Origin of the sequence: Roseofilum halophilum BLCC-M91, assembly GCF_030068445.1 — a bacterium.
Lineage (GTDB): Bacteria > Cyanobacteriota > Cyanobacteriia > Cyanobacteriales > Desertifilaceae > Roseofilum > Roseofilum halophilum.
Genome location: NZ_JAQPOK010000004.1, coordinates 1 through 19,406, shown reverse-complemented (window position 1 = coordinate 19,406; position 19,406 = coordinate 1). Strand labels below are relative to the sequence as shown.

23 protein-coding genes are annotated in these 19,406 nt (G+C 46.2%); 11 read left to right on the top strand and 12 right to left on the bottom strand.

What is annotated here, in order from left to right:
- Positions 1–34 precede the first annotated feature (34 nt).
- Together PJF56_RS00810 and PJF56_RS00805 are read left to right on the top strand one after the other, a co-directional pair.
- The gene (locus PJF56_RS00810) at positions 35–712 is read left to right on the top strand and encodes a phosphoribosyltransferase (RefSeq protein WP_283760725.1); all 678 of its coding nucleotides are present in this window, start codon (positions 35–37) and stop codon (positions 710–712) included.
- A gap of 38 nt (positions 713–750) precedes the next feature.
- Entirely contained in the window at positions 751–1,095 is a 345-nt protein-coding gene (locus tag PJF56_RS00805; RefSeq protein WP_283760724.1) for a zinc ribbon domain-containing protein, read from the top strand.
- 80 nt (positions 1,096–1,175) lie between these two features.
- Here the strand turns inward: PJF56_RS00805 and mazF are convergent, their stop codons facing one another.
- Positions 1,176–1,529 carry an endoribonuclease MazF gene (mazF, locus tag PJF56_RS00800; protein WP_283760723.1) on the bottom strand — a complete coding sequence of 118 codons (354 nt, stop codon included), beginning with the start codon at positions 1,527–1,529 and terminating at the stop codon, positions 1,176–1,178.
- Positions 1,523–1,765, bottom strand: coding sequence for an AbrB/MazE/SpoVT family DNA-binding domain-containing protein (locus PJF56_RS00795; protein ID WP_283760722.1), 243 nt, complete (start codon positions 1,763–1,765; stop codon positions 1,523–1,525). Before PJF56_RS00795 ends, mazF begins: the two co-directional genes overlap by 7 nt.
- Before the next feature lie 234 nt (positions 1,766–1,999).
- On the opposite strand from PJF56_RS00795, the gene PJF56_RS00790 reads away from it, so the two are divergent.
- From PJF56_RS00790 to PJF56_RS00780, 3 genes are all read left to right on the top strand, one after another.
- Complete coding sequence (locus tag PJF56_RS00790) at positions 2,000–2,812, top strand: Rpn family recombination-promoting nuclease/putative transposase (protein ID WP_283760721.1); 813 nt, start codon at positions 2,000–2,002, stop codon at positions 2,810–2,812.
- A 66-nt stretch (positions 2,813–2,878) separates the two neighbouring features.
- Entirely contained in the window at positions 2,879–3,169 is a 291-nt protein-coding gene (locus PJF56_RS00785; protein ID WP_283760720.1) for a nucleotidyltransferase family protein, read from the top strand.
- Positions 3,159–3,506 (top strand): HepT-like ribonuclease domain-containing protein, encoded by a 348-nt coding sequence (locus PJF56_RS00780; protein WP_283760719.1) that lies wholly within the window; start codon positions 3,159–3,161, stop codon positions 3,504–3,506. Before PJF56_RS00785 ends, PJF56_RS00780 begins: the two co-directional genes overlap by 11 nt.
- A gap of 96 nt (positions 3,507–3,602) precedes the next feature.
- Here PJF56_RS00780 and PJF56_RS00775 read toward each other — a convergent pair whose 3' ends face one another.
- Together PJF56_RS00775 and PJF56_RS00770 are read right to left on the bottom strand one after the other, a co-directional pair.
- A complete protein-coding gene (locus PJF56_RS00775; protein ID WP_283760718.1) occupies positions 3,603–7,364 on the bottom strand; it encodes a tetratricopeptide repeat protein in 3,762 nt (1,253 codons plus the stop codon).
- Positions 7,301–8,593: a dihydroorotase gene (locus tag PJF56_RS00770; protein WP_283760717.1), complete on the bottom strand. Its 1,293-nt coding sequence runs from the start codon at positions 8,591–8,593 to the stop codon at positions 7,301–7,303. Before PJF56_RS00770 ends, PJF56_RS00775 begins: the two co-directional genes overlap by 64 nt.
- A 98-nt stretch (positions 8,594–8,691) precedes the next feature.
- Between PJF56_RS00770 and PJF56_RS00765 the strand changes: the two genes are divergently transcribed.
- Positions 8,692–10,044 carry an aminopeptidase P family protein gene (locus PJF56_RS00765; protein ID WP_283760716.1) on the top strand — a complete coding sequence of 451 codons (1,353 nt, stop codon included), beginning with the start codon at positions 8,692–8,694 and terminating at the stop codon, positions 10,042–10,044.
- On the opposite strand, the gene PJF56_RS00760 is transcribed toward PJF56_RS00765, so the two are convergent.
- On the bottom strand, positions 10,037–10,453 hold the full coding sequence (locus tag PJF56_RS00760) for a bacteriohemerythrin (protein ID WP_283760715.1): 417 nt from the start codon (positions 10,451–10,453) through the stop codon (positions 10,037–10,039). The genes PJF56_RS00765 and PJF56_RS00760 overlap by 8 nt on opposite strands.
- Positions 10,454–10,756: 303 nt before the next feature.
- Between PJF56_RS00760 and PJF56_RS00755 the strand changes: the two genes are divergently transcribed.
- Positions 10,757–11,332 (top strand): rhomboid family intramembrane serine protease, encoded by a 576-nt coding sequence (locus tag PJF56_RS00755; protein ID WP_347179400.1) that lies wholly within the window; start codon positions 10,757–10,759, stop codon positions 11,330–11,332.
- 27 nt (positions 11,333–11,359) lie between these two features.
- Here PJF56_RS00755 and PJF56_RS00750 read toward each other — a convergent pair whose 3' ends face one another.
- Together PJF56_RS00750 and PJF56_RS00745 are read right to left on the bottom strand one after the other, a co-directional pair.
- Complete coding sequence (locus PJF56_RS00750; protein WP_283760713.1) at positions 11,360–14,248, bottom strand: sensor domain-containing protein; 2,889 nt, start codon at positions 14,246–14,248, stop codon at positions 11,360–11,362.
- 211 nt (positions 14,249–14,459) lie between these two features.
- Positions 14,460–14,735 carry a DUF3493 domain-containing protein gene (locus PJF56_RS00745; RefSeq protein ID WP_283760712.1) on the bottom strand — a complete coding sequence of 92 codons (276 nt, stop codon included), beginning with the start codon at positions 14,733–14,735 and terminating at the stop codon, positions 14,460–14,462.
- Between the two features lie 100 nt (positions 14,736–14,835).
- Here PJF56_RS00745 and rnhA point away from each other — a divergent pair, with 100 nt between their 5' ends.
- Positions 14,836–15,696 carry a ribonuclease HI gene (gene rnhA, locus PJF56_RS00740; protein WP_283760711.1) on the top strand — a complete coding sequence of 287 codons (861 nt, stop codon included), beginning with the start codon at positions 14,836–14,838 and terminating at the stop codon, positions 15,694–15,696.
- 42 nt (positions 15,697–15,738) lie between these two features.
- Here the strand turns inward: rnhA and PJF56_RS00735 are convergent, their stop codons facing one another.
- A complete protein-coding gene (locus PJF56_RS00735; RefSeq protein WP_283760710.1) occupies positions 15,739–16,011 on the bottom strand; it encodes a hypothetical protein in 273 nt (90 codons plus the stop codon).
- A 105-nt stretch (positions 16,012–16,116) separates the two neighbouring features.
- Here PJF56_RS00735 and PJF56_RS00730 point away from each other — a divergent pair, with 105 nt between their 5' ends.
- The gene (locus PJF56_RS00730) at positions 16,117–17,043 is read left to right on the top strand and encodes a DHH family phosphoesterase (protein ID WP_283760709.1); all 927 of its coding nucleotides are present in this window, start codon (positions 16,117–16,119) and stop codon (positions 17,041–17,043) included.
- A gap of 125 nt (positions 17,044–17,168) precedes the next feature.
- Here PJF56_RS00730 and PJF56_RS00725 read toward each other — a convergent pair whose 3' ends face one another.
- The 3 genes from PJF56_RS00725 to PJF56_RS22310 all read right to left on the bottom strand — a co-directional run bounded on the left by PJF56_RS00725 (position 17,169) and on the right by PJF56_RS22310 (position 18,151).
- Positions 17,169–17,732: a Uma2 family endonuclease gene (locus PJF56_RS00725; RefSeq protein WP_283760708.1), complete on the bottom strand. Its 564-nt coding sequence runs from the start codon at positions 17,730–17,732 to the stop codon at positions 17,169–17,171.
- Between the two features lie 78 nt (positions 17,733–17,810).
- A complete protein-coding gene (locus tag PJF56_RS22315; RefSeq protein WP_430540864.1) occupies positions 17,811–17,981 on the bottom strand; it encodes an NACHT C-terminal alpha/beta 1 domain-containing protein in 171 nt (56 codons plus the stop codon).
- A 44-nt stretch (positions 17,982–18,025) separates the two neighbouring features.
- Positions 18,026–18,151 carry a hypothetical protein gene (locus PJF56_RS22310; RefSeq protein WP_430540863.1) on the bottom strand — a complete coding sequence of 42 codons (126 nt, stop codon included), beginning with the start codon at positions 18,149–18,151 and terminating at the stop codon, positions 18,026–18,028.
- 147 nt (positions 18,152–18,298) lie between these two features.
- On the opposite strand from PJF56_RS22310, the gene PJF56_RS00720 reads away from it, so the two are divergent.
- Positions 18,299–18,505: a hypothetical protein gene (locus PJF56_RS00720; protein ID WP_347179399.1), complete on the top strand. Its 207-nt coding sequence runs from the start codon at positions 18,299–18,301 to the stop codon at positions 18,503–18,505.
- Between the two features lie 2 nt (positions 18,506–18,507).
- Positions 18,508–18,774 (top strand): type II toxin-antitoxin system RelE/ParE family toxin, encoded by a 267-nt coding sequence (locus PJF56_RS00715; RefSeq protein WP_283760706.1) that lies wholly within the window; start codon positions 18,508–18,510, stop codon positions 18,772–18,774.
- A gap of 79 nt (positions 18,775–18,853) precedes the next feature.
- On the opposite strand, the gene PJF56_RS00710 is transcribed toward PJF56_RS00715, so the two are convergent.
- Positions 18,854–19,234, bottom strand: a complete 381-nt coding sequence (locus PJF56_RS00710; RefSeq protein WP_283760705.1) for an NACHT C-terminal alpha/beta 1 domain-containing protein — start codon at positions 19,232–19,234, stop codon at positions 18,854–18,856.
- Positions 19,235–19,406 lie beyond the last annotated feature (172 nt).

Genomic DNA, 19,406 nt, shown 5'->3' with positions numbered 1-19,406 from the left:
ATTATGGCTAATTGCAGTTAGGCAATTTGTGCAGATGAGCAATATCATCCTACCATTTCGCGATCGCCAAGATGCGGGCGAACAATTGGCGATCGCCATTCAACCCGAACTAGAATCGTGGCAAGCTTACTTGACCCATTCAGGACGGGTAATTGTTTATGCTCTTCCGAGGGGGGGATTACCCGTAGCTCAACCGATTGCTAAAGCCCTTCGCTGTCCCTTAGATGTAATTGTGGCCAAAAAAATCACTAGTGCCCAAAACCAAGAATTAGCTGTAGGCGCAGTCACGGCCTGTGGACAAGTGGTCTGGTCTCCCCTCTCCCAAGAACAAGGTTCAGGGAAAACATGGCAAAGTCGTCAAGCGGTTGCCCAGCAACGGGCCCAAGAGCAGTTAGCCACCGTAGCCCCCCACTGCCCTAAGATCGATCCTCAAGGGGCGATCGCCATTTTAGTTGATGATGGGATAGCCACAGGCATGACCATGGCAGTGGCTATTTTAGCCGCCCGCGCCCGTTGCCCTGCCCAAGTTTGGGTCGCCACCCCCATCGCTCCCCTAGGATTAGAGGAGCAGTTAGGCTCTTGGTGCGATCGGGTGATTATTTTAGCGACCCCTGACCCATTTTTAAGTGTGAGCCGGTTTTATACTGAATTTGAACAAGTAGAAATGTCTGAGGCCGTTGCTTCGTTGATGACTCAATCAGAATGGTTATAGCGCTTCGCGCTGATAATAGGTAATAGGTAATAGGAATTATGGTTCAATGTCCTAGATGTGAACAGGCGATCGCTTCTGATGCGGTGAGTTGTCCCCACTGTCAATTTATCCTCAAAGCCTATGGTCATCCAGGTATTACCCTGCACCATTCCCAAGGGGAGGGCTATCTGTGTGACACTTGCATCTATCATGCCGATGATAGCTGTGATTTTCCCCAACGACCAATGGCAAAGGACTGCACCCTATACCATAATCAGGAACAGCCCCTAGTTGGCCCCCCCAAAATAGAGTATAAGGGGGGAAGTTGGCGATCGTGGCTTCGACAAAACCCCATTTGGCTTATCCTCTTATCTATAACCCACCAAAAGCCGGGAGGAGATTGAAGTGATGTTAGGACTGAGGGAAATTCGACAAACCAAAGTTTACCAAGAAGCGATCGCCCCCCACCTATTCATGTCAATCTTTACAAAATTAGAGGTGTAATCTTAGCTTTGACTTCCTCCACAACCTCCTCTGGTACAGTCTCTTTAAACCGTACCTTCCTAGCTTGCCAATCCAAGCACTTAATTTGATCGACTAAAATTACTCCCTGAGTCTCTAGCTGCAAAGGCAATATCACTTCAAAAGGATAACCCTTCTGCTGTCGCGTAATTGGCATGAATAACGCCAGAGAGGTTCTCAGATTGTAACTATACGGCGATATTACAAAAGCAGGGCGGGAGCCTTTTTGTTCATGGCCCTTAGTTGGATTAAAGTTGATGTAAACAATATCCCCTCGCTTGGGAACATATCGATCTTCTGCTTCCGTAGTCACCACATCTCATTCCCCACAGCCCCACCAGTTTCTTGCTCTTGATGGCAATTTTCTGGAGTAATAGCAGTAACCAATTCTTCTAATGAATAGGAGGAATGCGATCGCACTTTAATCACCAAGTTGCCATCGATGACTTGCAGATCGACATCCGTTCCTTCAGAAAGTGCAATCTCCTGAGCTAGAGATTCAGGAATACGAATGGCTAAACTATTCCCCCATTTAGTAATTTTGGAAACCATCGGTTGTATTTAACCTTTTAGTTGATACTGTAGAGACATTGTATCCTCAAGTGCCTCGGTTTCTGGTTGCCAGCGCGATCGCCCCCCACCCATTCATGTCGGACGCACTCCGAAAGAAACCGGGTTTCTCACCCTATTCCAACTCCTACCCTAGATACGGATAGAAACTGGGTTGTAACTCCATAAGCACCGGTTTCTGGGATAATAAACTCATGCCTCAATCTCCATAACCGGATGAAAACCGATACCCTCTTTTACAAAGTCTTCCAAGATTTTCCCCAATTCTTCTTTGAACTCTGTGGACTTCCCTCAACCAGAGCCAATCTCTACACTTTTACCTCCGTAGAAGTGAAGCAACTGGCTTTCCGTCTGGATGGACTGTTTCTTCCCAGTAGCAATAACCCCGATCTTCCTTTCTATATCACCGAGGTGCAATTTCAACCGGATGAAGATCTCTATTACCGCTTATTTAGTGAAGTGTTCCTCTATCTGAGACAATATAAGCCTCCTCACCCTTGGCAAGTGGTTGTCATTTATCCCAACCGGAACACGGAGAGGATAAATCCCCTACACTTTGCTGAACCCCTCCAACTTCCCCAAGTGCGACGCATTTACCTGAATGAACTGCCTCAACAGTCGTTGGGGTTAGGCGTGGTTAAACTGATTATCGAAGATGAAAGTAGCGCTCCGGAAAAAGCCAAAACCCTGATAGCACAAGCGAAATCTCAGTTAAGCCAACAACAGGTACAACAGAATCTGATTGATTTGATCGAGACTATAATAGTCTATAAGCTACCCACCAAAAGCCGGGAGGAGATTGAAGTGATGTTAGGACTGAGCGAAATTCGACAAACTAAAGTTTACCAAGAAGCCTTAACTGAAGGACGAGAAGAAGGGCGAGAAGAAGGGCGAGAAGAGACGCGACAAGAGGTTATTTCCCAGATGGCTCGTTATGGTTTATCTCCTGAAGCGATCGCCGAAATCTTGGATCTGCCAGTAGAAACGGTGACCGAAATCCTAGAGAATGTGGATCGTGACAATGAATAATGGCGATCTAATCGAGACTGCTATAATGAGCGTCATCTAGCCATTCTACAATCCATCCCTCAAATGATGAATCAAGAAACCGTCATTTCTACCCTCAAAGAGCATCTAGAAACTTTGCATAATTTGGGGGTAAAATCTCTAGAGCTGTTTGGTTCTGTTGCTCGCAACGAAGCTAGACCCGATAGCGACCTGGATTTCCTGGTAGAATTTGAAGGACAAATCACATTTGATGCTTATATGGATTTAAAATTCTTTCTAGAAGACTTGTTTACGAAGAAAGTCGATCTGGTGATCAAAGAAGATCTGAAGCCTCGAATTCGTGAAGTCGTGATTAATCAAGCCATCCATGTCGCGTAATCTCAGTTTATATCTGGCTGATATTCTCAGCAGCATTGACAATATCCAAAGCTACACGCGATCGATGACCTATGATGAGTTGATTGAAGATGGACGAACGTTAGATGCTGTCATTCACAACTTCTACATCATTGGAGAAGCAACGAAGCAGATTCCTGAGACTATCCGGATTAAATATCCACAAGTGGAATGGAAAAAGATTGCTGGACTGCGAGATATTATTGCCCATGCCTATTTCTCGCTCAATACTCAAATTATATGGAGTATTATTGAAACTAAGTTAGAACCGTTGAAAAGTTGTGTTGAAGCTATACTAGAACATGAAGAGAGAGAGTAACGATCGCTCCCCCCACCCAAAGAAACCGGGTTTCTCACCCTCTTCCAACTCCAACCCTAGATTCGGATAGAAACCCGGTTTCTAGCGGCAACGTTGTTAATTGTTCATTGTTAATTGTTCATTCAACCTCTGGCATTCTTCAACCAGGGGTATCCCTAACTGGGTGGCTAACGCCAGGGCTTGCTGACAATGGCTGCGAGCGCGATCGAGATTGCCCAGCTTTTGATAGAGTACGGCCAAGTTGTAGTGAACATGGGCTTGATTGGGAAGATCGTTAACGCGGGTGGCAAGAGTTAAGGCGGTTTGTAAGGACTCTTCTGCTTCTGAATAGCGTTCGAGTTGGATTAAGAGTTCTCCCAGATTACCCCGTAATACTCCTTCACCAGCAACATTGCCGATTTGTTGTTGGATTTCCAGAGACTGCTGGTGGAAGGATATCGCTCTTTCGTACTCTCCTTGGGATTTGTAAGCGTTGCCTAAGCCCATGAAAGAATAGGCAATGCCAGAGCGATCGCCGATTTGTTGTTGGATTTCCAGAGACTGCTGGTAGAAGGATATCGCTCTTTGGTAGTCTCCTTGGGAATAGTAAGCTAAGCCTAAGTTGTTGAAAGAATTGGCAATGCCAGAGCGATCGCCGATTTGTTGTTGGATTTCCAGAGACTGCTGGTAGAAGGATATGGCGCTTTCGTAGTCTCCTTGGGAATAGTAAGCGTTGCCTAAGTTGCCCAAAGAAGCGGCAATGCCAGAGCGATCGCCGATTTGTTGTTTGATTTCCAGAGACTGCTGGTGGAAGGATATGGCGCTTTCGTAGTCTCCTTGGGAATCGTAAGCGTTGCCTAAGTTGCCCAAAGAAGCGGCAATGCCAGAGCGATCGCCGATTTCTTGTGCAATTTCCAGAGACTGCTGGTGGAAGGATATCGCTCTTTCGCAGTCTCCTTGGGAACCGTAAGCGATGCCTAAGTTGTTGAAAGAAGTGGCAATGCCAGAGCGATCGCCGCTTTCTTGTTTGATTTCCAGAGACTGCTGGTAGAAGGATATGGCTCTTTCGTAGTCTCCTTGGGAACGGTAAGCGTTGCCTAAGTTGCCCAAAGAAGAGGCAATGCCAGAGCGATCGCCGATTTCTTGAGATATTTCCAGAGACTGCTGGTGGAAAGATATGGCGCTTTTGTAGTCTCCTTGGGAACGGTAAGCAATGCCTAAGCCCGTGAAAGAATTGGCAATGCCAGAGCGATCGCCGATTTCTTGAGATATTTTCAGAGACTGCTGGTAGAAGGATAGGGCTGCTTTGTAGTCTCCTTGGGAACTGTAAGCGTTGCCTAAGTTGCCCAAAGAAGAGGCAATGCCAGAGCGATCGCCGATTTGTTGTTCGATTTCCAGAGACTGCTGGTGGAAGGATAGGGCTGCTTCGTAGTCTCCTTGGGCATAGTAAGCGATGCCTAAGCTAGTTAAAGAGGCAGTATAGCGCCAGTTTTGCCGGTTGGGTAAATGAGGTATTAATTGCAGATAGAGTTCAACCCGTAGAGAGTTGTAACCGCGTACTTCTAGAAACTTATCAACAGATTTCTTATGACTGCCGAGATGATTGTAAATCGCATCAAACGCCTGCACATACTCTCCCAACTGGCACAGGTGATAAAACAGCTCCAAATAATCCTGTACATCCTCAACCGTTGCCCTGTTCCACTCTTGGGGCATTTCACACCGACTGCGATATACCTCCACCGCTCGCTGGTGCGCTTCCTTCACCTCCCCAGCGCGACAGTGCAAATACTCCAAAATAAACGGCTGAAACTCATAGCGCTGTCGCTCTTGCCGATCCTTTTTCGCCAAAGCCACCAGAAACCCTTGAATCCCTAAATTCGGCAGTTCCTCATCTCCAATACCCTCTCCCACCATGGCTTCTACCAGAGGGCGATTAAATCCTTGCCGCAATACCGTCAGCCGCAATAACCGCTCTTGCCAAACTGGAGATAACCAACCAAAACAGCGATCCAACACCACCAGCAACTGGACATGATTTTCTTGGCGATGCCTTCCTGCAAGCTGCTGCATCGCTTCACTGATATCTGTCGTTAACTCTGCCAGGGTTATCCGCTCCTCTCCTCTCTGAGTGCTTAACATCCCTGCCGCTAGATTTAACGTTAACGGATGTCCGCTTACTTTCTGGGAAAATTGCTCTCGTTCCTCAAGGGGTTCCTCAACTCCCCGCGCTGCCAATAACTGCGCTCCTTCTGAGTTCGATAATCCCCGTTTCAAGGGCAAGATCTGGGGTTTCTCTCCCCACGATAACCTCGGCTCAACCTGCGTCGTCACCAAAATCTCCGTCTGATGACAACTCCCTAACCACCGTTGCAAAAACTCTAAATAGTCCTCATCCCCAACTACCGACTCAAAGTTATCCAACACCAACAAAAATCGCTGCCGTTGCAACTCCTGTACCAGCATTGCCGATAACTGAGCATCCGGCATTTTTTCTATAATATCCCGATCTATCCCCACCAACTGCTGCAAAACCTGCCGCGCTAAAATTGCAAACCGGGGGCGTTCCCCCAACTCTGCCCAATATTTGCGGGTAAAATCCTCACGCTCTCGATACACCTTGACTGCAAGGGAGGTTTTCCCCATCCCCGCTATGCCGACAATAATCCCCAATTTCCGATTTTCATCATCCAACCATCCATGAATCGTCGCTAACTCTTGCGCTCTTCCTTGCCAATGGTTAATCTGGGGCAACGCATCCCCGACAACAGATGAAGTGCTTTCCGGTTGGGATGTGGGGGTAAATGTGCCAACTCTGTCGATCAACTCATCCAGCTTCCCACTATTTCCGAGACTAATATCTTTAATTTCGCCAGTCGTTTTTTCAATCTCTGCCAATGTTTTACCGATCTGACGTAACTCATCCCCCAACCATTCCCGCAAGCTGTCGAGAATCTCCTGAGTTCTGTCAATTTCCCCTAAAATTACCTCTATCCCCAACCCCAACTGCGTCGATAACGCCTGAAACCGCGCCTGATTTTCTGCCTTAATTCCTGCCAACTCCTGCTCAACCTTCTCCAGTTCTGCCAATACCCGGTTCACGTCCTCCCGACTCTCCTGGGGAACCTGCACCTGCTGCAACCCGTTGTGAATCGCCCCCAACAGGGAAATCACCAACCCCCCAAAGGCTTTCCCGCCCTCGGAACAATCCGCTTTCAACACCTCCCGCAAGGCAAACGCGAAGTTATCCCGCAAGTTCCGCGCCAACTCTTGCAACACATGCTGCGGTAATTCCAGATTGGCTTTCCCCCGCACTTCCTGCAACAACTCCAACCAATCCGCTTCCGTCAACACTTGCCCCGGCTCATTTCCCAGAGCCTGGCTAAATAAGCCTGGAACCTGGCTATCTTCAATTTTGGCAAATTTCTCAGGATAGACCGTTTTCAGCTCTTGGGCGATAGTTTTCCAGTGTCTGACGGTATATTCAGCCAGGGATACCATCCCCTTCTGCGATGCCGGATACGTGCCCGCTTCTGCTCTGGCTTTTATCAGCAATGCTATAGCCAATCCCACGGCTTCCGCTAAATCGTGATTATGCAATTGCCCCCGACTATCGCGCAACCGCACCGTGAGATTCTCCATGTGCTGCGGTATCACATCATTGGCAATAATCCCCGCAACCACGGAAGCCACGGAACTACCCAAAACCCCACCACAAACTGCTCCTCCAGCCAAAAGAGCCGTAGAACCGATTAACCGAGCATGACGTTGATTCAGTAAATCCATGCGATCGCAAACAGTAGCGTCGTTTTTGTTTATTCTATCGCCATTACCCCAAATCGGCGAAGGACTCGACCCTGTAAAGGATGATGCAACCAAGGGGTATTAGAAGCCAGAGATTTCAGGGAGTTCGGTTCTGGAGTCCAGGACGCTTGAGGATCGAATAGAATCAATTCTGCGGGTTGCCCTATATTCAAGCTGGGCGGGGTTTGATTCAGGCACAGAGCCGGATGGGTACTCAAACTGCGCCATAATTGCACGGCGGTCAGTTGTCCGGTGGCGACCAATTCTTGCCAAAGTAAAGGTAGAGCTAATTCTAAGCCGATCGCCCCCGCCGGAGCGGTTTCAAAGCCGACCGTCTTTTCTTCGTAAGTATAGGGGGTATGATCGATAGCGATCGCATCAATTACCCCTTGACTCACCCCCCAAATCAACCCTTGTCGATCCTCCCGATTGCCCAAAGGGGCAGCCAGACGGAAACTGGGATCGTAGGGAATAAATCCATCTTGATTATGGGGGGAAATTGCCTCCGTATCCAGCAGCAAATGCATCCAACTCGTACTTGCACTCACCGGAAGTCCCCCTTCCTTGGCCTCCTGGATTAATTGCACAGACCGAGCCGTAGAGACGCGCATAATATGGACGCGGGTTCGGGTTTGGGCCACCAATTCCAGAAGCGCTGCTAATGCTGCGGTTTCGGCGGACGCGGGAATTCCGGGTAACCCTAACCGGGTGGAAATATGACCTTCGCGCATGACTCCATTCGCTGCTAAATCTACCGCTAACGGCCAGATGGCGATCGGTTTACCTAAAGGCCCCGCATATTCTAAGAGTCGGCGTAACAGGAGTAAATTGGCGATCGCAGCACCATCACTAAACCCCACCACCCCCACACTGGCTAACTCTGCCAACTGATTCATCTGTTGCCCTTTCGCCCCTTGAGTTAGGGCCCCCCAAAACGAGAGTTGCACCCCCAGATACTGGGGCGTTTTCCCTTGCAGCAAAGATACTGTTGCCGGGTTATCGATGGGAGGATCGGTCGTTGGCAGCACCCCTACGCGAATAAATCCCCCTGCCCTGGCTGCATGGACTAAAGATTCTAGGGTTTCTCGCTCCTCAAACCCTGGCTGGCCGCTTTGACTATACAAATCCACCAATCCCGGCCCCACAATCAGCCCCTGGCCATCATGCACTTCGGTGTCTGGGGGATAGCGATCGATGGAGTCACCCATGGCTTTAATTTCGCCACGATCTAACCACACATCTTGAATTTGGTCAGTTTGGGCGATCGGATTGATGGCCCGCACTTGTTTCAGCAGCGTACTCAAGTCAATAATGAATAATGAACAATGAATAATGAACGATTATTCATGAATAATTATTCATTACTAATTGTCTGTTGTCTACTGATAAGCATTATAACCCTATGATTTTGGCTAACTTGGTGAGATCGCGCTGCTCTAACCTAGCTCAACAGATTGATTTTCCGGTTATCTTGTGGTCGGGTCAACCGAGTCCCCGCAATTTTCCGGCTAATGTTTATCCCTTTCGCGCCAATAGCCATTTTCTCTATTTTGCCGGTCTCTCCATTCCCCGTGCTGCCATTCGTCTCGACCAGGGCAAGTTAGCATTATTTGTCAACGATCCTGAGCCGGGTTCGGTCTTATGGCACGGCCCGGAACCGACGGGCGCTCAGTGGGCAGAACAAATCGGTGCGGATGCCCATTATCCCTTGTCTGCTTTGGCTGAGAGGGGGAAAGATGGGGCGACGCTACCGGTGCAAGATTGGGCAACTCGCAAGCAACAAGAACAGATTTTAGGTCGTTCGGTATCTCCTCTAGAGGGTCAAGATTTAGAGTTGGCGAGGGCGGTAGTTGAGTTGCGTTTGTGCCATGACGAACCGGCGTTATCGGAAATTCGGGAAGCTGTCGCGGTGAGTGTGGAAGGGCACTTAAGGGGGATGAGGGGAACAGCTCAGGCGAAAACGGAGGCTCAGGTGCGATCGCACATTGAAAGCGTCTTTACAGCCCATGAAATGACCCCAGCCTATGCGAGTATTGTCACCGTTCACGGGGAAATTCTCCATCATGACCGATCGCCCCATTCCCTCACCCCTGGTGATTTATTGCTTGTGGATGCGGGGGCGGAAACCCTGGGGGGATGGGCAGCCGATATTACCCGCACCTGGCCAGTCAATGGTCGATTTTCCCCGACTCAACAGGCAATTTATGAGGTAGTTTTAGCAGCCCACGATCGCTCTATTGCCCAAGTTAAACCGGGTCAAGAATACGAGGATATCCATCTAGAAGCAGCCTTGGCAATGGCGGAAGGATTGGTGGATCTCGGCATTTTAATCGGCAATCCAGAAATCTTGGTCGAACGGGATGCCCACGCCCTCTTTTTTCCCCATGGCATCGGTCATTTACTGGGCTTAGATGTCCATGATATGGAAGACTTGGGGGATTTAGCCGGTTATGTCCCAGGACGCAAAAGGAGCGATCGCTTTGGCTTACAATTTTTGCGCTTAAATCGCCCGCTCCAGTCGGGCATGGTGGTCACCATTGAACCCGGATTTTATCAAGTTCCCGCGATTTTAGACAATCCCGAATTTCGCAGCCAATATAATGATGTTGTCAACTGGGACAAACTGGCCCAATTTAAGGATGTACGCGGCATTCGCATTGAAGACGATGTATTAGTCACACACCAGGGAGCAGAGGTGCTAACGGCGCAACTCCCCACCGCTCCAGACCAGCTTGAACAGGCGATCGTTAACTAGCGATCGGTTTACTCAGCTTCACCAAAGGTTCCAATTGTTTATCAATGCGGCGAATATGATTGACGAACCAATCGAGTAGATTGCGTTGCACTTGATCGGCAACTAGATCGAATTTTTGATGATTTTCAATCTCGCTTTTAATTTGGGTCAACATCTGCACAAAATTCTGATGGGCTTTTTGATTATCACAACCCACAGGACACTGATAATTATTCATACATCCTTCTTCATAACGAAAATGGACAGCCACATAGCCATCCAACAGTTTCAAAATACTTTTAATTTCTCGACTCGATTTTTTCGTCTTCAATCCTTCTAGCAATCGATCCATTTCATCGAGTAACTGTTGATGTTGAAGATCGAGCAAGGGAATGCCAATTTTCAGAGAATCAGTCCAAGTTCGTGGCATTATTAGCCTCTTTAGGTTGAAATAGAAAAAGAATTGAACGTGATTCTAGCATAATTTACCGGCAGGAAAGTTGATCTAATCATAAAGATTTTCTGAATTAAAGGGGTTTGGGTGAGCTACAACCGAGCATTCTGTTCTAGACTTGCTATAACCCCCAAGTGGCGATCGCCGTAGTGGTGGAAAATGGCGGTTATGGTGGAAAAACCCCTCTACCGGTCGCTCAAGCCATTTTCAAGGCCGATTTCCGCCAGTAGAGCCGGAGAAATTGCTACCCTAGAGAAGATATCCTTTGAGTCACCAAACATGAGTAGTCAGGAAGGAAAGGCGATCGCTAACGAACTCAAAACCCAGATCTTAATCTTGGCTGGGTTTGTCACCACCTTCTGGGTGGTCGAAATTGTAGATCTAATCTTTTATCAAGGAAGACTAGATCAATATGGCATTTATCCCCGCCATCTTATCGGTTTGCGCGGCATCCTCTGGTCTCCGTTCTTACATGGTAATCTCCCCCATTTAATCGCTAATACTGGCCCCTTTCTCATTTTGGGATGGTTAGTGATGGTACAAGAAACCACAGATTTCTTTTGGGTAACCGCCATTACCATGTTAGTCGCTGGGGGTGGCGTGTGGCTGTTTGGGGCCCCAGCCTTTCATATTGGCGCGAGTAGTTTAATTTTTGGTTATTTAGGGTTTTTACTCTTTCGAGGCTTGTTTGAGCGCAATTTGTCCTCGATCGCCCTTTCCCTAGTCGTAGGTTTCGTCTATGGTGGTCTAATCTGGGGCGTACTTCCCGGACAACCCGGAATTTCCTGGGAAGGTCACTTCTTTGGACTCATTGGTGGCGTTCTCGCTGCTCGCTTTTTAGCCAACCGGAAATAACTCAGTAATAGGTAATGCAATTACCCATTACCCATTACCGCGCGAAGCGCTGTATCTCTTGAGATAGTCCCGAAACTTTTCAGCCGTTAATGGTTTGCTAAAATAATAGCCTTGACCATAGTCACAACCTAAGCTTTGCAAAAACGCTTGCTGTTCAGCCGTTTCTATCCCTTCTGCAACTGATTTTAAGCCCAGTCCCTGGGCCATTCCCAGAATGGTTTTCACCAGAGACACAGCTTCTGGATCTTCAGGAATTTCCGCAATAAAAGAGCGGTCAATTTTTAAGACTTGGAAGGGATAGCGTTTGAGGGTACTGAGAGAAGAATATCCTGTGCCAAAATCATCAATGGCTAATCGAATCTGATAATTGTGTAATTGTTCGATTAATTCTTTAGCATCGGGAATATCTTCCATGAGCAGGCGTTCGGTAATTTCTAGCTCTAAACAATGACTGCTCAAGTGATAGCGTTTAACCGTTGCCCAAATCTCATTGATAAAATTCGATTCCCGAAATTGACGAGGGGATAAATTGACGGCAACCCAGAGAGAATAATCATATAACTCTTGCCATTGAGCTACTTCTGAACAGGCTCGATCTAGAGACCAGGCTCCTAATTCTACAATTAATCCCGTTTCTTCAGCAATGGGAATAAATTGGTCGGGTCTAACTTGACCGAGTTCTGGATTCGACCATCGCATTAAGGCTTCTGCACCCACAACACATCCAGATTTCAGGTCAATAAAGGGTTGATAGACCATATACAATTCATTTTGAAAAATAGCATGGCGCAGATATTTTTGGACTAAGTTGCGCGTCTGCACTTGCTGATTAATTTTAGGGGTGAAAAACCTAAAGGTATTGCGCCCTTCGTTTTTGGCTTGATACATGGCAGAATCGGCATGTTTCATCAGCATGATGGCATCGAGTCCATCATCAGGATATAGGGTAATACCAATGCTGACAGAAATAAAAATTTCTTCCCCTTGAATCTCAAATGGAGTCTTCAAAATTTGTAAAATATTATGGGCGATATTTTCTGGATCGTAAAGGGACTCAAGATTAGGCAGAAGAATCAAGAATTCATCCCCCCCTAATCGCGCTAAGGTATCGCTTTTTTGGATACACAGGAGTAATCTTTGGGCTACTTCTTGCAGCAGTTCATCCCCAAGTTCATGACCTAGACTTTCATTGATTTGCTTAAAGTGATCGAGATCTAAAAGCAAGATCGCCACCTGATTTTTTTTCTGCTCGGCTTGGGCAATAGCCTGCTGGAGGCGATCGCGGGCTAAGATCCGATTGGGTAAGGCTGTTAATGTATCATAGTTTGCCTGATATTCTAAAAGCGCCTCATTTTGCTTGCGTTGGGTAATATCTTCTTTAACTGCGACAAAATGGGTAATTTTTCCTTCTAAATTCCTAATCGGTGAAATCGACGCATATTCCCAAAAAATATGGCCATTTTTGCGTTTATTCTTAAATTCTCCATACCATTCTTTCCCGGATGCGATCCTATCCCACATGGTTTGATACTCTTGCTCGGTAGTATGACCAGATTTCAAAATTCTGGGACTTTTTCCTTTGACCTCTTCCGCGCTATATCCAGTCACTTTTTCAAATTTAGGATTGACATACTCAATCTTTCCCTCAGCATCTGTAATGACGATAGAAGCGGGACTTTGTTCAGAAGCTTGATAGAGAATTTGTAATTTTTCCTGGGCTTGTTTGAGGCTGGTAATATCAATCAATGAGACCAGATAAGCCATTTCTTTTTCCCAAGGAATTTCGACAGATTTTACTTGCAAGATAATAGGGATTTGTCCGAATTTTTCTAAAACAATTTCTGTGGTTTTTCCGGAGGTGTCCACGGCAAAGTAGGTTCCAATTAAATCTTCTTTTTTCTGGTTTAATAAATTCTCTGCCACTGGATTGGCAAAAATGATTTGCCCTTTTTGATTTAAGACTACTAAACCATGAATATGAGTGGAAATAATATTTTTGAGCCGTTGTTCGCTTTGACGCAGGTCTCGATCCGCTTGATGGCGATCGCTAATATCCGTATACAGGGCAATTGTGCCGGTGAATTTACCACTGACATCCAACATCCGCTTGAATTTGACTTCAAACCAGCGTTCACCCGTCTGAGTCGATAATTGAGTTTCATAGCGCTGTTCTGATTGCTCAGAGTTAACAAAATTGAGTACCTGTTGAGTGAGCCAAGGGAGTTCGAGTTCAATCGGTTCTGGACTATAATACAGAGAACCGGGAACGGTCAGTTCTGTAAAAGCACGAGCAGCAGAGGTATTTAAGTTAACAATTTTATTGTCTTTGTCAAGTAAAAAGACTGAATCACTGAGACTTTCAAATAAAGTCAAGTATTTATTCTTAATGTTCGCTAAATTTCGATTCTCTGCTTGTAATTCTCGGATAGTATTATTGGTATTTTGACTCACCCATTCTCCACAAAATCCTAGTTCGATACGGTCAAAAAACCGATGAATGAATAATCGATAGTGCTGAGATTGTTTCTGAGTAAATTGTCCTATTTCAATTAAATCGAGATAGGATTGGCGATAATACTTAAATAGTCCCAAAAATAATTCTATGGTAATTCCCCGACTGCGATGGCGTTGCGCCTCAAGAATGCCAAACCTAGTCCCGATATCCAGAGTTTTGGGGGGATGGGGGGTTAATTCTTGAATTCCAGCATTTTCGGCGATCGCCTCCATCAAAGGGGTGGATAACCCACAAATCGAGACTCGCCAAGCTTCTGCCAATGTTGAGGTATAGACTGCATATCCCTGTCGCTTGGCATAGTGCAAGATTTGATTCATTAACCACTCTTCATGACTGGCAATTAAATCAGATAAAGGTTGAAAAGGATTATCAGGAAAATGATATGGGTTTGCATTAGTCATAGATTATTGTAGAGCAATTAATCTTGTTGCCTCAACTCCATCAGCCTAGGGAGGCGCTTCATGTTTTTAACCTCCCAACGATCGTGTCTTTAACTATTTTAAGTCTAATCCCAGGACAATGGTTTACTTTTGTTTCAGTTTGTTACACTGAACTCAAAGAGTAACTCATACCCAACGAGCCATACAAAATAAATTTTTTCAGGGCGAGGATCTATTTTCGGTTTTCGAGGCGAAAGAGCCACACCATGAGGGCAATGACACCAATTTGTACGGCTAAGTTGCCTAAATTGGTAGTTATCCGATCTCCGGAAGCAAGTTTAGCCAGGAAAATGAAGGCTCCGATGAAACCGGATGTGGCAAAGGTGGCGTAAATAAATTGACGTAATCCTCGATAGGGCGCTTTAGCTTCTGCTTTGAGGCGAGCATACTTTTCTGGACTGAGGGAGGATTTGCGCCCAGGTTTGGAGCGGGGAGGATCGGAAGGCATGGGTTGAGGCAGTTAAGAAGTCCGGGATAATTTTACCATGGAGAAGGCTTAAGATTAAAAGAAATAAGGGTTATAGTATAAAATTTAGGTTTAAATCGAGATGTTTGTGCAGTTAATGGAATCTGAACGTAAGGTTAAGAGCGTCTACACCGATGGAGCGTGTTTAGGAAATCCTGGCCCGGGGGGATGGGCTGTGGTGGTCAATTTTACGGATGGCTCCGTTTATGAAATGGGAGGCTCGGAGGGCGAAACGACGAATAACCGCATGGAGTTACAGGGGGCGATCGCTGGTTTAAGGCTGGTGGTGGCGTTGGGACAGACGGAAGCGGTGGAGGTGTTCACCGATAGTGAATATGTGCGTAAGGGGATTACTCAATGGATTCGAGGCTGGAAAAATAAGGGCTGGAAAACCTCTCAAGGAAAACCGGTACAAAATCAGGATTTGTGGGAAAGTTTAGACCAATTGAATTCTATGATGGTAACCTGGCAGTATGTGCCAGCCCATACGGGCGATCGCGATAATGAACGCTGTGATGCGATCGCCAAAGCCTTTGCCAGTGGTCGCTCTCCTGACTTAAAACAACCTCTTGCTATCGAACAGCGATCGAGTCTTTCCCCCCTAAACAGGCAGAACGCGCTACAATCCACGGATGTTGCTTTAAACAGTGGCATGACAGATGTAAGTGCTTCTTCGAGTCCTCTTTCCTCCGACAATGCGGAAAATTTACCCCGTGATGTACGGGTTGGACAACTGCGAAACCTAATCGAAACCTTACGCATTGCTGACGAAATTGCCAGTAATGCTTATTTGATTACTAGCTCAGAATTGGCAGACTTAATGGATGTCAATGCGAGTGCCGTGACCAGTCGCGGCGATCACTGGGTTTGGCGAAACTGGGTGGTTTCCAGGGTTCGACGAGAGGGAAATCAAATCCTATGGCAACTTGAGAGAGTTGATTAGGTTGTGATGGGGTCAATTCAATTAAAAATTAAAAATTGACCCCTATCCCCCTATCCCCCCATCTGGTGGGGGATCGATTACTTCATAGCTAGTAACATCGATCGCGTCAATTACTTCCGTCGGTTCAGCCGGGGTAGTCTCTGGTTGGCGGATCGCTTTTTGAGTCCATTGACGTACTTGCTCAAAATTAGAGGCAACAGCCAAGAGTCCCCCTGCAACCATAAACACAGGAAGGGGAACTGATAGCGCTTTGAGCTGTTGAAATATTTCAGCTAACACTAATACAAGAACAAAACAGCTAATCCAGAGTCTCATGGGTTTCTCATTTGGTTGAGCGTACAGCCATTGACTATACTATACTCGATAGTTATCCCAGAGTCCCTGGCTGATTGCAGTTTGTCATTGAATAAGAGGTTGGTAATGGTTGATTCACAATACCGGTTAGTCACGCGCAGTGATTTTGATGGATTAGTCTGCGGGGTTCTGCTCAAAGAGCTGAATTTGATTGATGAGATTAAGTTTGTCCATCCCAAAGATATGCAGGATGGTAAAGTCGAAATTAGCGATCGCGACATCACCACCAATTTACCCTATGTTCCAGGGGCACACCTCGTCTTCGATCACCATTTGAGTGAAACCCTACGCATCGACTCTAAACCCGACAACTATATTATCGATCCCGATGCCCCCTCTGCCGCCAGGGTCGTCTATAACTATTATGGCGGAAAAGACAAGTTTCCCCAGATTTCCGAAGAAATGATGAGCGCCGTCGATAAAGCTGACTCTGCCCAATTTTCAGCCGAAGAAATCCTTCATCCCACTGATTGGGTTCTCCTCAACTTTATCATGGATGCCCGCACCGGATTAGGCCGATTCAAAGAATTTAGAATCTCCAATTATCAATTGATGATGGAATTAATTGATTATTGTAAAGCCCACACCATTGACCAAATTCTTGGCCTTCCCGATGTCCAAGAGCGAGTCAACCTCTACCAACAGCAACAAGAACAATTTAAGCAACAATTAGATCGTTGTTCCCAAGCCTACAATCACTTGGTAGTCATCGATCTGCGTAAAGAAGAAACCATTTATGCCGGAAATCGGTTTATGATTTATGCCCAGTATCCTGAGTGTAATATTTCCATGCACATTATGTGGGGATTGAAACAGCAAAATACAGTCTTTGCCGTTGGTAAATCTATTTTGAACAAGACTTCAACCGTCAACATTGGCGAGTTAATGCTCCAATACGGAGGAGGAGGTCACGCCAATGCCGGAACTTGTCAAATTGATAATGACAAGGCTGAAGAAATCAAGGCTCAATTAATCGATAAACTTCAGCAGTAGATCGTTAATTTTCGCGGGACTAGAAACCGGGTTTCTTTGAATCTTGGGTAAGCAGGGAAAGTTATGGCAGAAACCCGGTTTCTTGAATTTTACAATAATCACTATTTACCAAAAACTCACTCTGATTATTCTAATAACCAAGCAAATAAATGACCTACAGTTAACTCTAATTCCCCGGCAAATTCTGGCACAGGTAAAATAAAGTCTGGCTCATCAAAAATCTCAGTTTTTTTGTTCGGAGCATAAACTAAAACAGATTTTTCTTGAGGATCGATCAGCCATCCCATTTGAGTATCATGTTTTAAGGTATGGAGAATCTTTTTAATCACCTGTGTTTGGCTTTGTTCGGGAGAAAGAATTTCAATTATCCAATCAGGTGAACCCGAAAAAACATTAGCAACCTCACCATTTTCTTTGCGAGAAATTCGTTCCCAGGTATAAACAGAAACATCAGGAACAATAGCTCGTCCGTCAAAAATACAGCGTAATTCAGGAAAAGCACGAGCAATCTTTTTAGACCGGAGTGCTGCATTAATAAATGGTATTAAGTCGCCTTGAATTGCGCTATGCTCTCCCTGTGGCATTGGTTTTTGAATAATTACTCCATCGATATATTCACTGGCTGGTTTGGTTTCAGGTTGTTGTAAAAATTCTTCGAGAGTCAGAGATTTAGCTAGAGTGTTGACCATTTAAAATAACCTAGTCATTTCACCGGATTTGATCTTAATTGTCATTGTATCCCAAGTTTCAGGCACAAACCCGGTTTCTTAAACCTCCTCTAACCAGGCTTCAATGGCGGATATCAAATTCAGTTGATTGGGCGGAAAGCCTTTTAACGGCGCTTCTAGGGGTGCGTCGGTGAGGAAGGCGATGGCGACAATGTTGGTCAGCTTGCGGCAAAAGGCGATGAGTTCATCCCTGGGAGGGCAATGGGTGATGAGAATGGCGAGTTTGGGGAGATTTTGGCGCAGTTTGAGTTGTTTCAGGTGTTGGCTTGGCTAGGCTTGGTGACTGCTTGGGGATAGGCTTCATTGGGGCAGGCTTCGTCCCAGATGAGTTGGCAGAGGGTTAGGGCGATTTCCCTGGGGTTTGTTTCGTCAGCGAGGATGTCGGCGTTGAGGCAATACAGGGGCAGGTGTTGCAGGGATTCCCAGGTGAAAGAAGAGGCGAAAGTTTGTTCGCCTTGGTGGGGCTTGCTAAGTGGTGAAATAGGATATGATTCAAAGTAAGTCAGTACCGTGAGGCTTAGTCAATGATGACATTTAATGATGTAGTTGAGGGAATCAAAGGTCTTTCTACGGATGAAAAAGAAGAAATTCAATCCTTATTGCAGCAGTATCTCCGAGAAGAAGGTCGTGACAAGATTTATGAGAATTTCCAAGCAGCCCAGCAAGAACAAAAACAAGGAAACCTCAAGTTTTCTAACCAGATTAACGAATTGAGACAACTGATTGAGGAATAATCATGGAAGTCAGTTTTAGTTCTGCTTTTAAACGGGCTTTTAAAAAAAGGATTAAAGGGAATGAAGATAAGGAGTCAAAATTTTGGCAGAAATTAGAAATGTTTACTTTAGACCCTTACGACCCGAGATTGAAAACCCATAAGCTATCGGGAAAGCTGAAGGATTTATGGAGTTTTACTGTAGATTATGATGAAAGAGTATTATTCTATTTCACAGAAGATGGCCAAGCGACTTTTGTTGATATTGGCAGCCATGATGAAGTTTACTAAGGGGTTCAGAAACCGGGTTTCTAGCAAAATCTCTGGTTTGTCGCTGAAATTGTCGCACGGGTCCCGGTTTCTTGGCTGCTTAAATCGCCTCTAACCAGGTTTCAATGGCAGATAACAGATTTGGTTGATTGGGGGGAAAGCCTTTTAACGGCGCTTCTAGGGGGTTGTCAGTGAGGAAGGCTACGGCGATTACCCCGGTCAGTTTTTGGCAAAAGGCGATCGCTTCTGGGGTGGGTTGGGTCGGGGTGGAAACCGTTTCGCTACCGAAGAGGATGGCACGGTGGGGGAGGAGGTTACGGCGTTTTAGGGTTTTGAGGTCGCGGCGCAGTTCAGCGGGGGTGGCGGGTTCCGGGGGGTCTTCGTCGGGACAAGTGATTTCCCAAATCAGTTCGCTGAGGGTGAGGGCGATTTCCCCTTCGCGGGTTTCGTCAGCGAGGAGGTCGGCGTTGAGGCAATACATCGGCAGGTGTTGCAGAGATTCGGAGGTGAGCGCTTACAGCGCTTCGCGCGGTAATGGGTAATGGGTAATGGGTAATGGGAAAACCATTTTTTACGCTAGAGTGCCCATTCTTCAGGCTTTTCATGGGACAACACTCTCAAGGAACATTTCGATTACTGTACCTCATAACATC

What these genes read in the sequence shown, in the direction of transcription:
- PJF56_RS00790 (WP_283760721.1), top strand. Translation starts at nt 2,000, where the DNA reads ATGAAAACCGATACCCTCTTTTACAAAGTCTTCCAAGATTTTCCCCAA.
- PJF56_RS00715 (WP_283760706.1), top strand. Translation starts at nt 18,508, where the DNA reads ATGGAAGTCAGTTTTAGTTCTGCTTTTAAACGGGCTTTTAAAAAAAGG.
- PJF56_RS00730 (WP_283760709.1), top strand. Translation starts at nt 16,117, where the DNA reads ATGGTTGATTCACAATACCGGTTAGTCACGCGCAGTGATTTTGATGGA.
- PJF56_RS00795 (WP_283760722.1), bottom strand. Translation starts at nt 1,765, where the DNA reads ATGGTTTCCAAAATTACTAAATGGGGGAATAGTTTAGCCATTCGTATT.
- rnhA (WP_283760711.1), top strand. Translation starts at nt 14,836, where the DNA reads ATGTTTGTGCAGTTAATGGAATCTGAACGTAAGGTTAAGAGCGTCTAC.
- PJF56_RS00780 (WP_283760719.1), top strand. Translation starts at nt 3,159, where the DNA reads ATGTCGCGTAATCTCAGTTTATATCTGGCTGATATTCTCAGCAGCATT.
- PJF56_RS00785 (WP_283760720.1), top strand. Translation starts at nt 2,879, where the DNA reads ATGAATCAAGAAACCGTCATTTCTACCCTCAAAGAGCATCTAGAAACT.
- PJF56_RS00720 (WP_347179399.1), top strand. Translation starts at nt 18,299, where the DNA reads ATGACATTTAATGATGTAGTTGAGGGAATCAAAGGTCTTTCTACGGAT.
- PJF56_RS00760 (WP_283760715.1), bottom strand. Translation starts at nt 10,453, where the DNA reads ATGCCACGAACTTGGACTGATTCTCTGAAAATTGGCATTCCCTTGCTC.
- PJF56_RS00765 (WP_283760716.1), top strand. Translation starts at nt 8,692, where the DNA reads ATGATTTTGGCTAACTTGGTGAGATCGCGCTGCTCTAACCTAGCTCAA.
- PJF56_RS00805 (WP_283760724.1), top strand. Translation starts at nt 751, where the DNA reads ATGGTTCAATGTCCTAGATGTGAACAGGCGATCGCTTCTGATGCGGTG.
- PJF56_RS00710 (WP_283760705.1), bottom strand. Translation starts at nt 19,234, where the DNA reads ATGTATTGCCTCAACGCCGACCTCCTCGCTGACGAAACCCGCGAAGGG.
- PJF56_RS00750 (WP_283760713.1), bottom strand. Translation starts at nt 14,248, where the DNA reads ATGACTAATGCAAACCCATATCATTTTCCTGATAATCCTTTTCAACCT.
- PJF56_RS00725 (WP_283760708.1), bottom strand. Translation starts at nt 17,732, where the DNA reads ATGGTCAACACTCTAGCTAAATCTCTGACTCTCGAAGAATTTTTACAA.
- PJF56_RS00745 (WP_283760712.1), bottom strand. Translation starts at nt 14,735, where the DNA reads ATGCCTTCCGATCCTCCCCGCTCCAAACCTGGGCGCAAATCCTCCCTC.
- PJF56_RS00735 (WP_283760710.1), bottom strand. Translation starts at nt 16,011, where the DNA reads ATGAGACTCTGGATTAGCTGTTTTGTTCTTGTATTAGTGTTAGCTGAA.
- PJF56_RS00755 (WP_347179400.1), top strand. Translation starts at nt 10,757, where the DNA reads ATGAGTAGTCAGGAAGGAAAGGCGATCGCTAACGAACTCAAAACCCAG.
- PJF56_RS00810 (WP_283760725.1), top strand. Translation starts at nt 35, where the DNA reads ATGAGCAATATCATCCTACCATTTCGCGATCGCCAAGATGCGGGCGAA.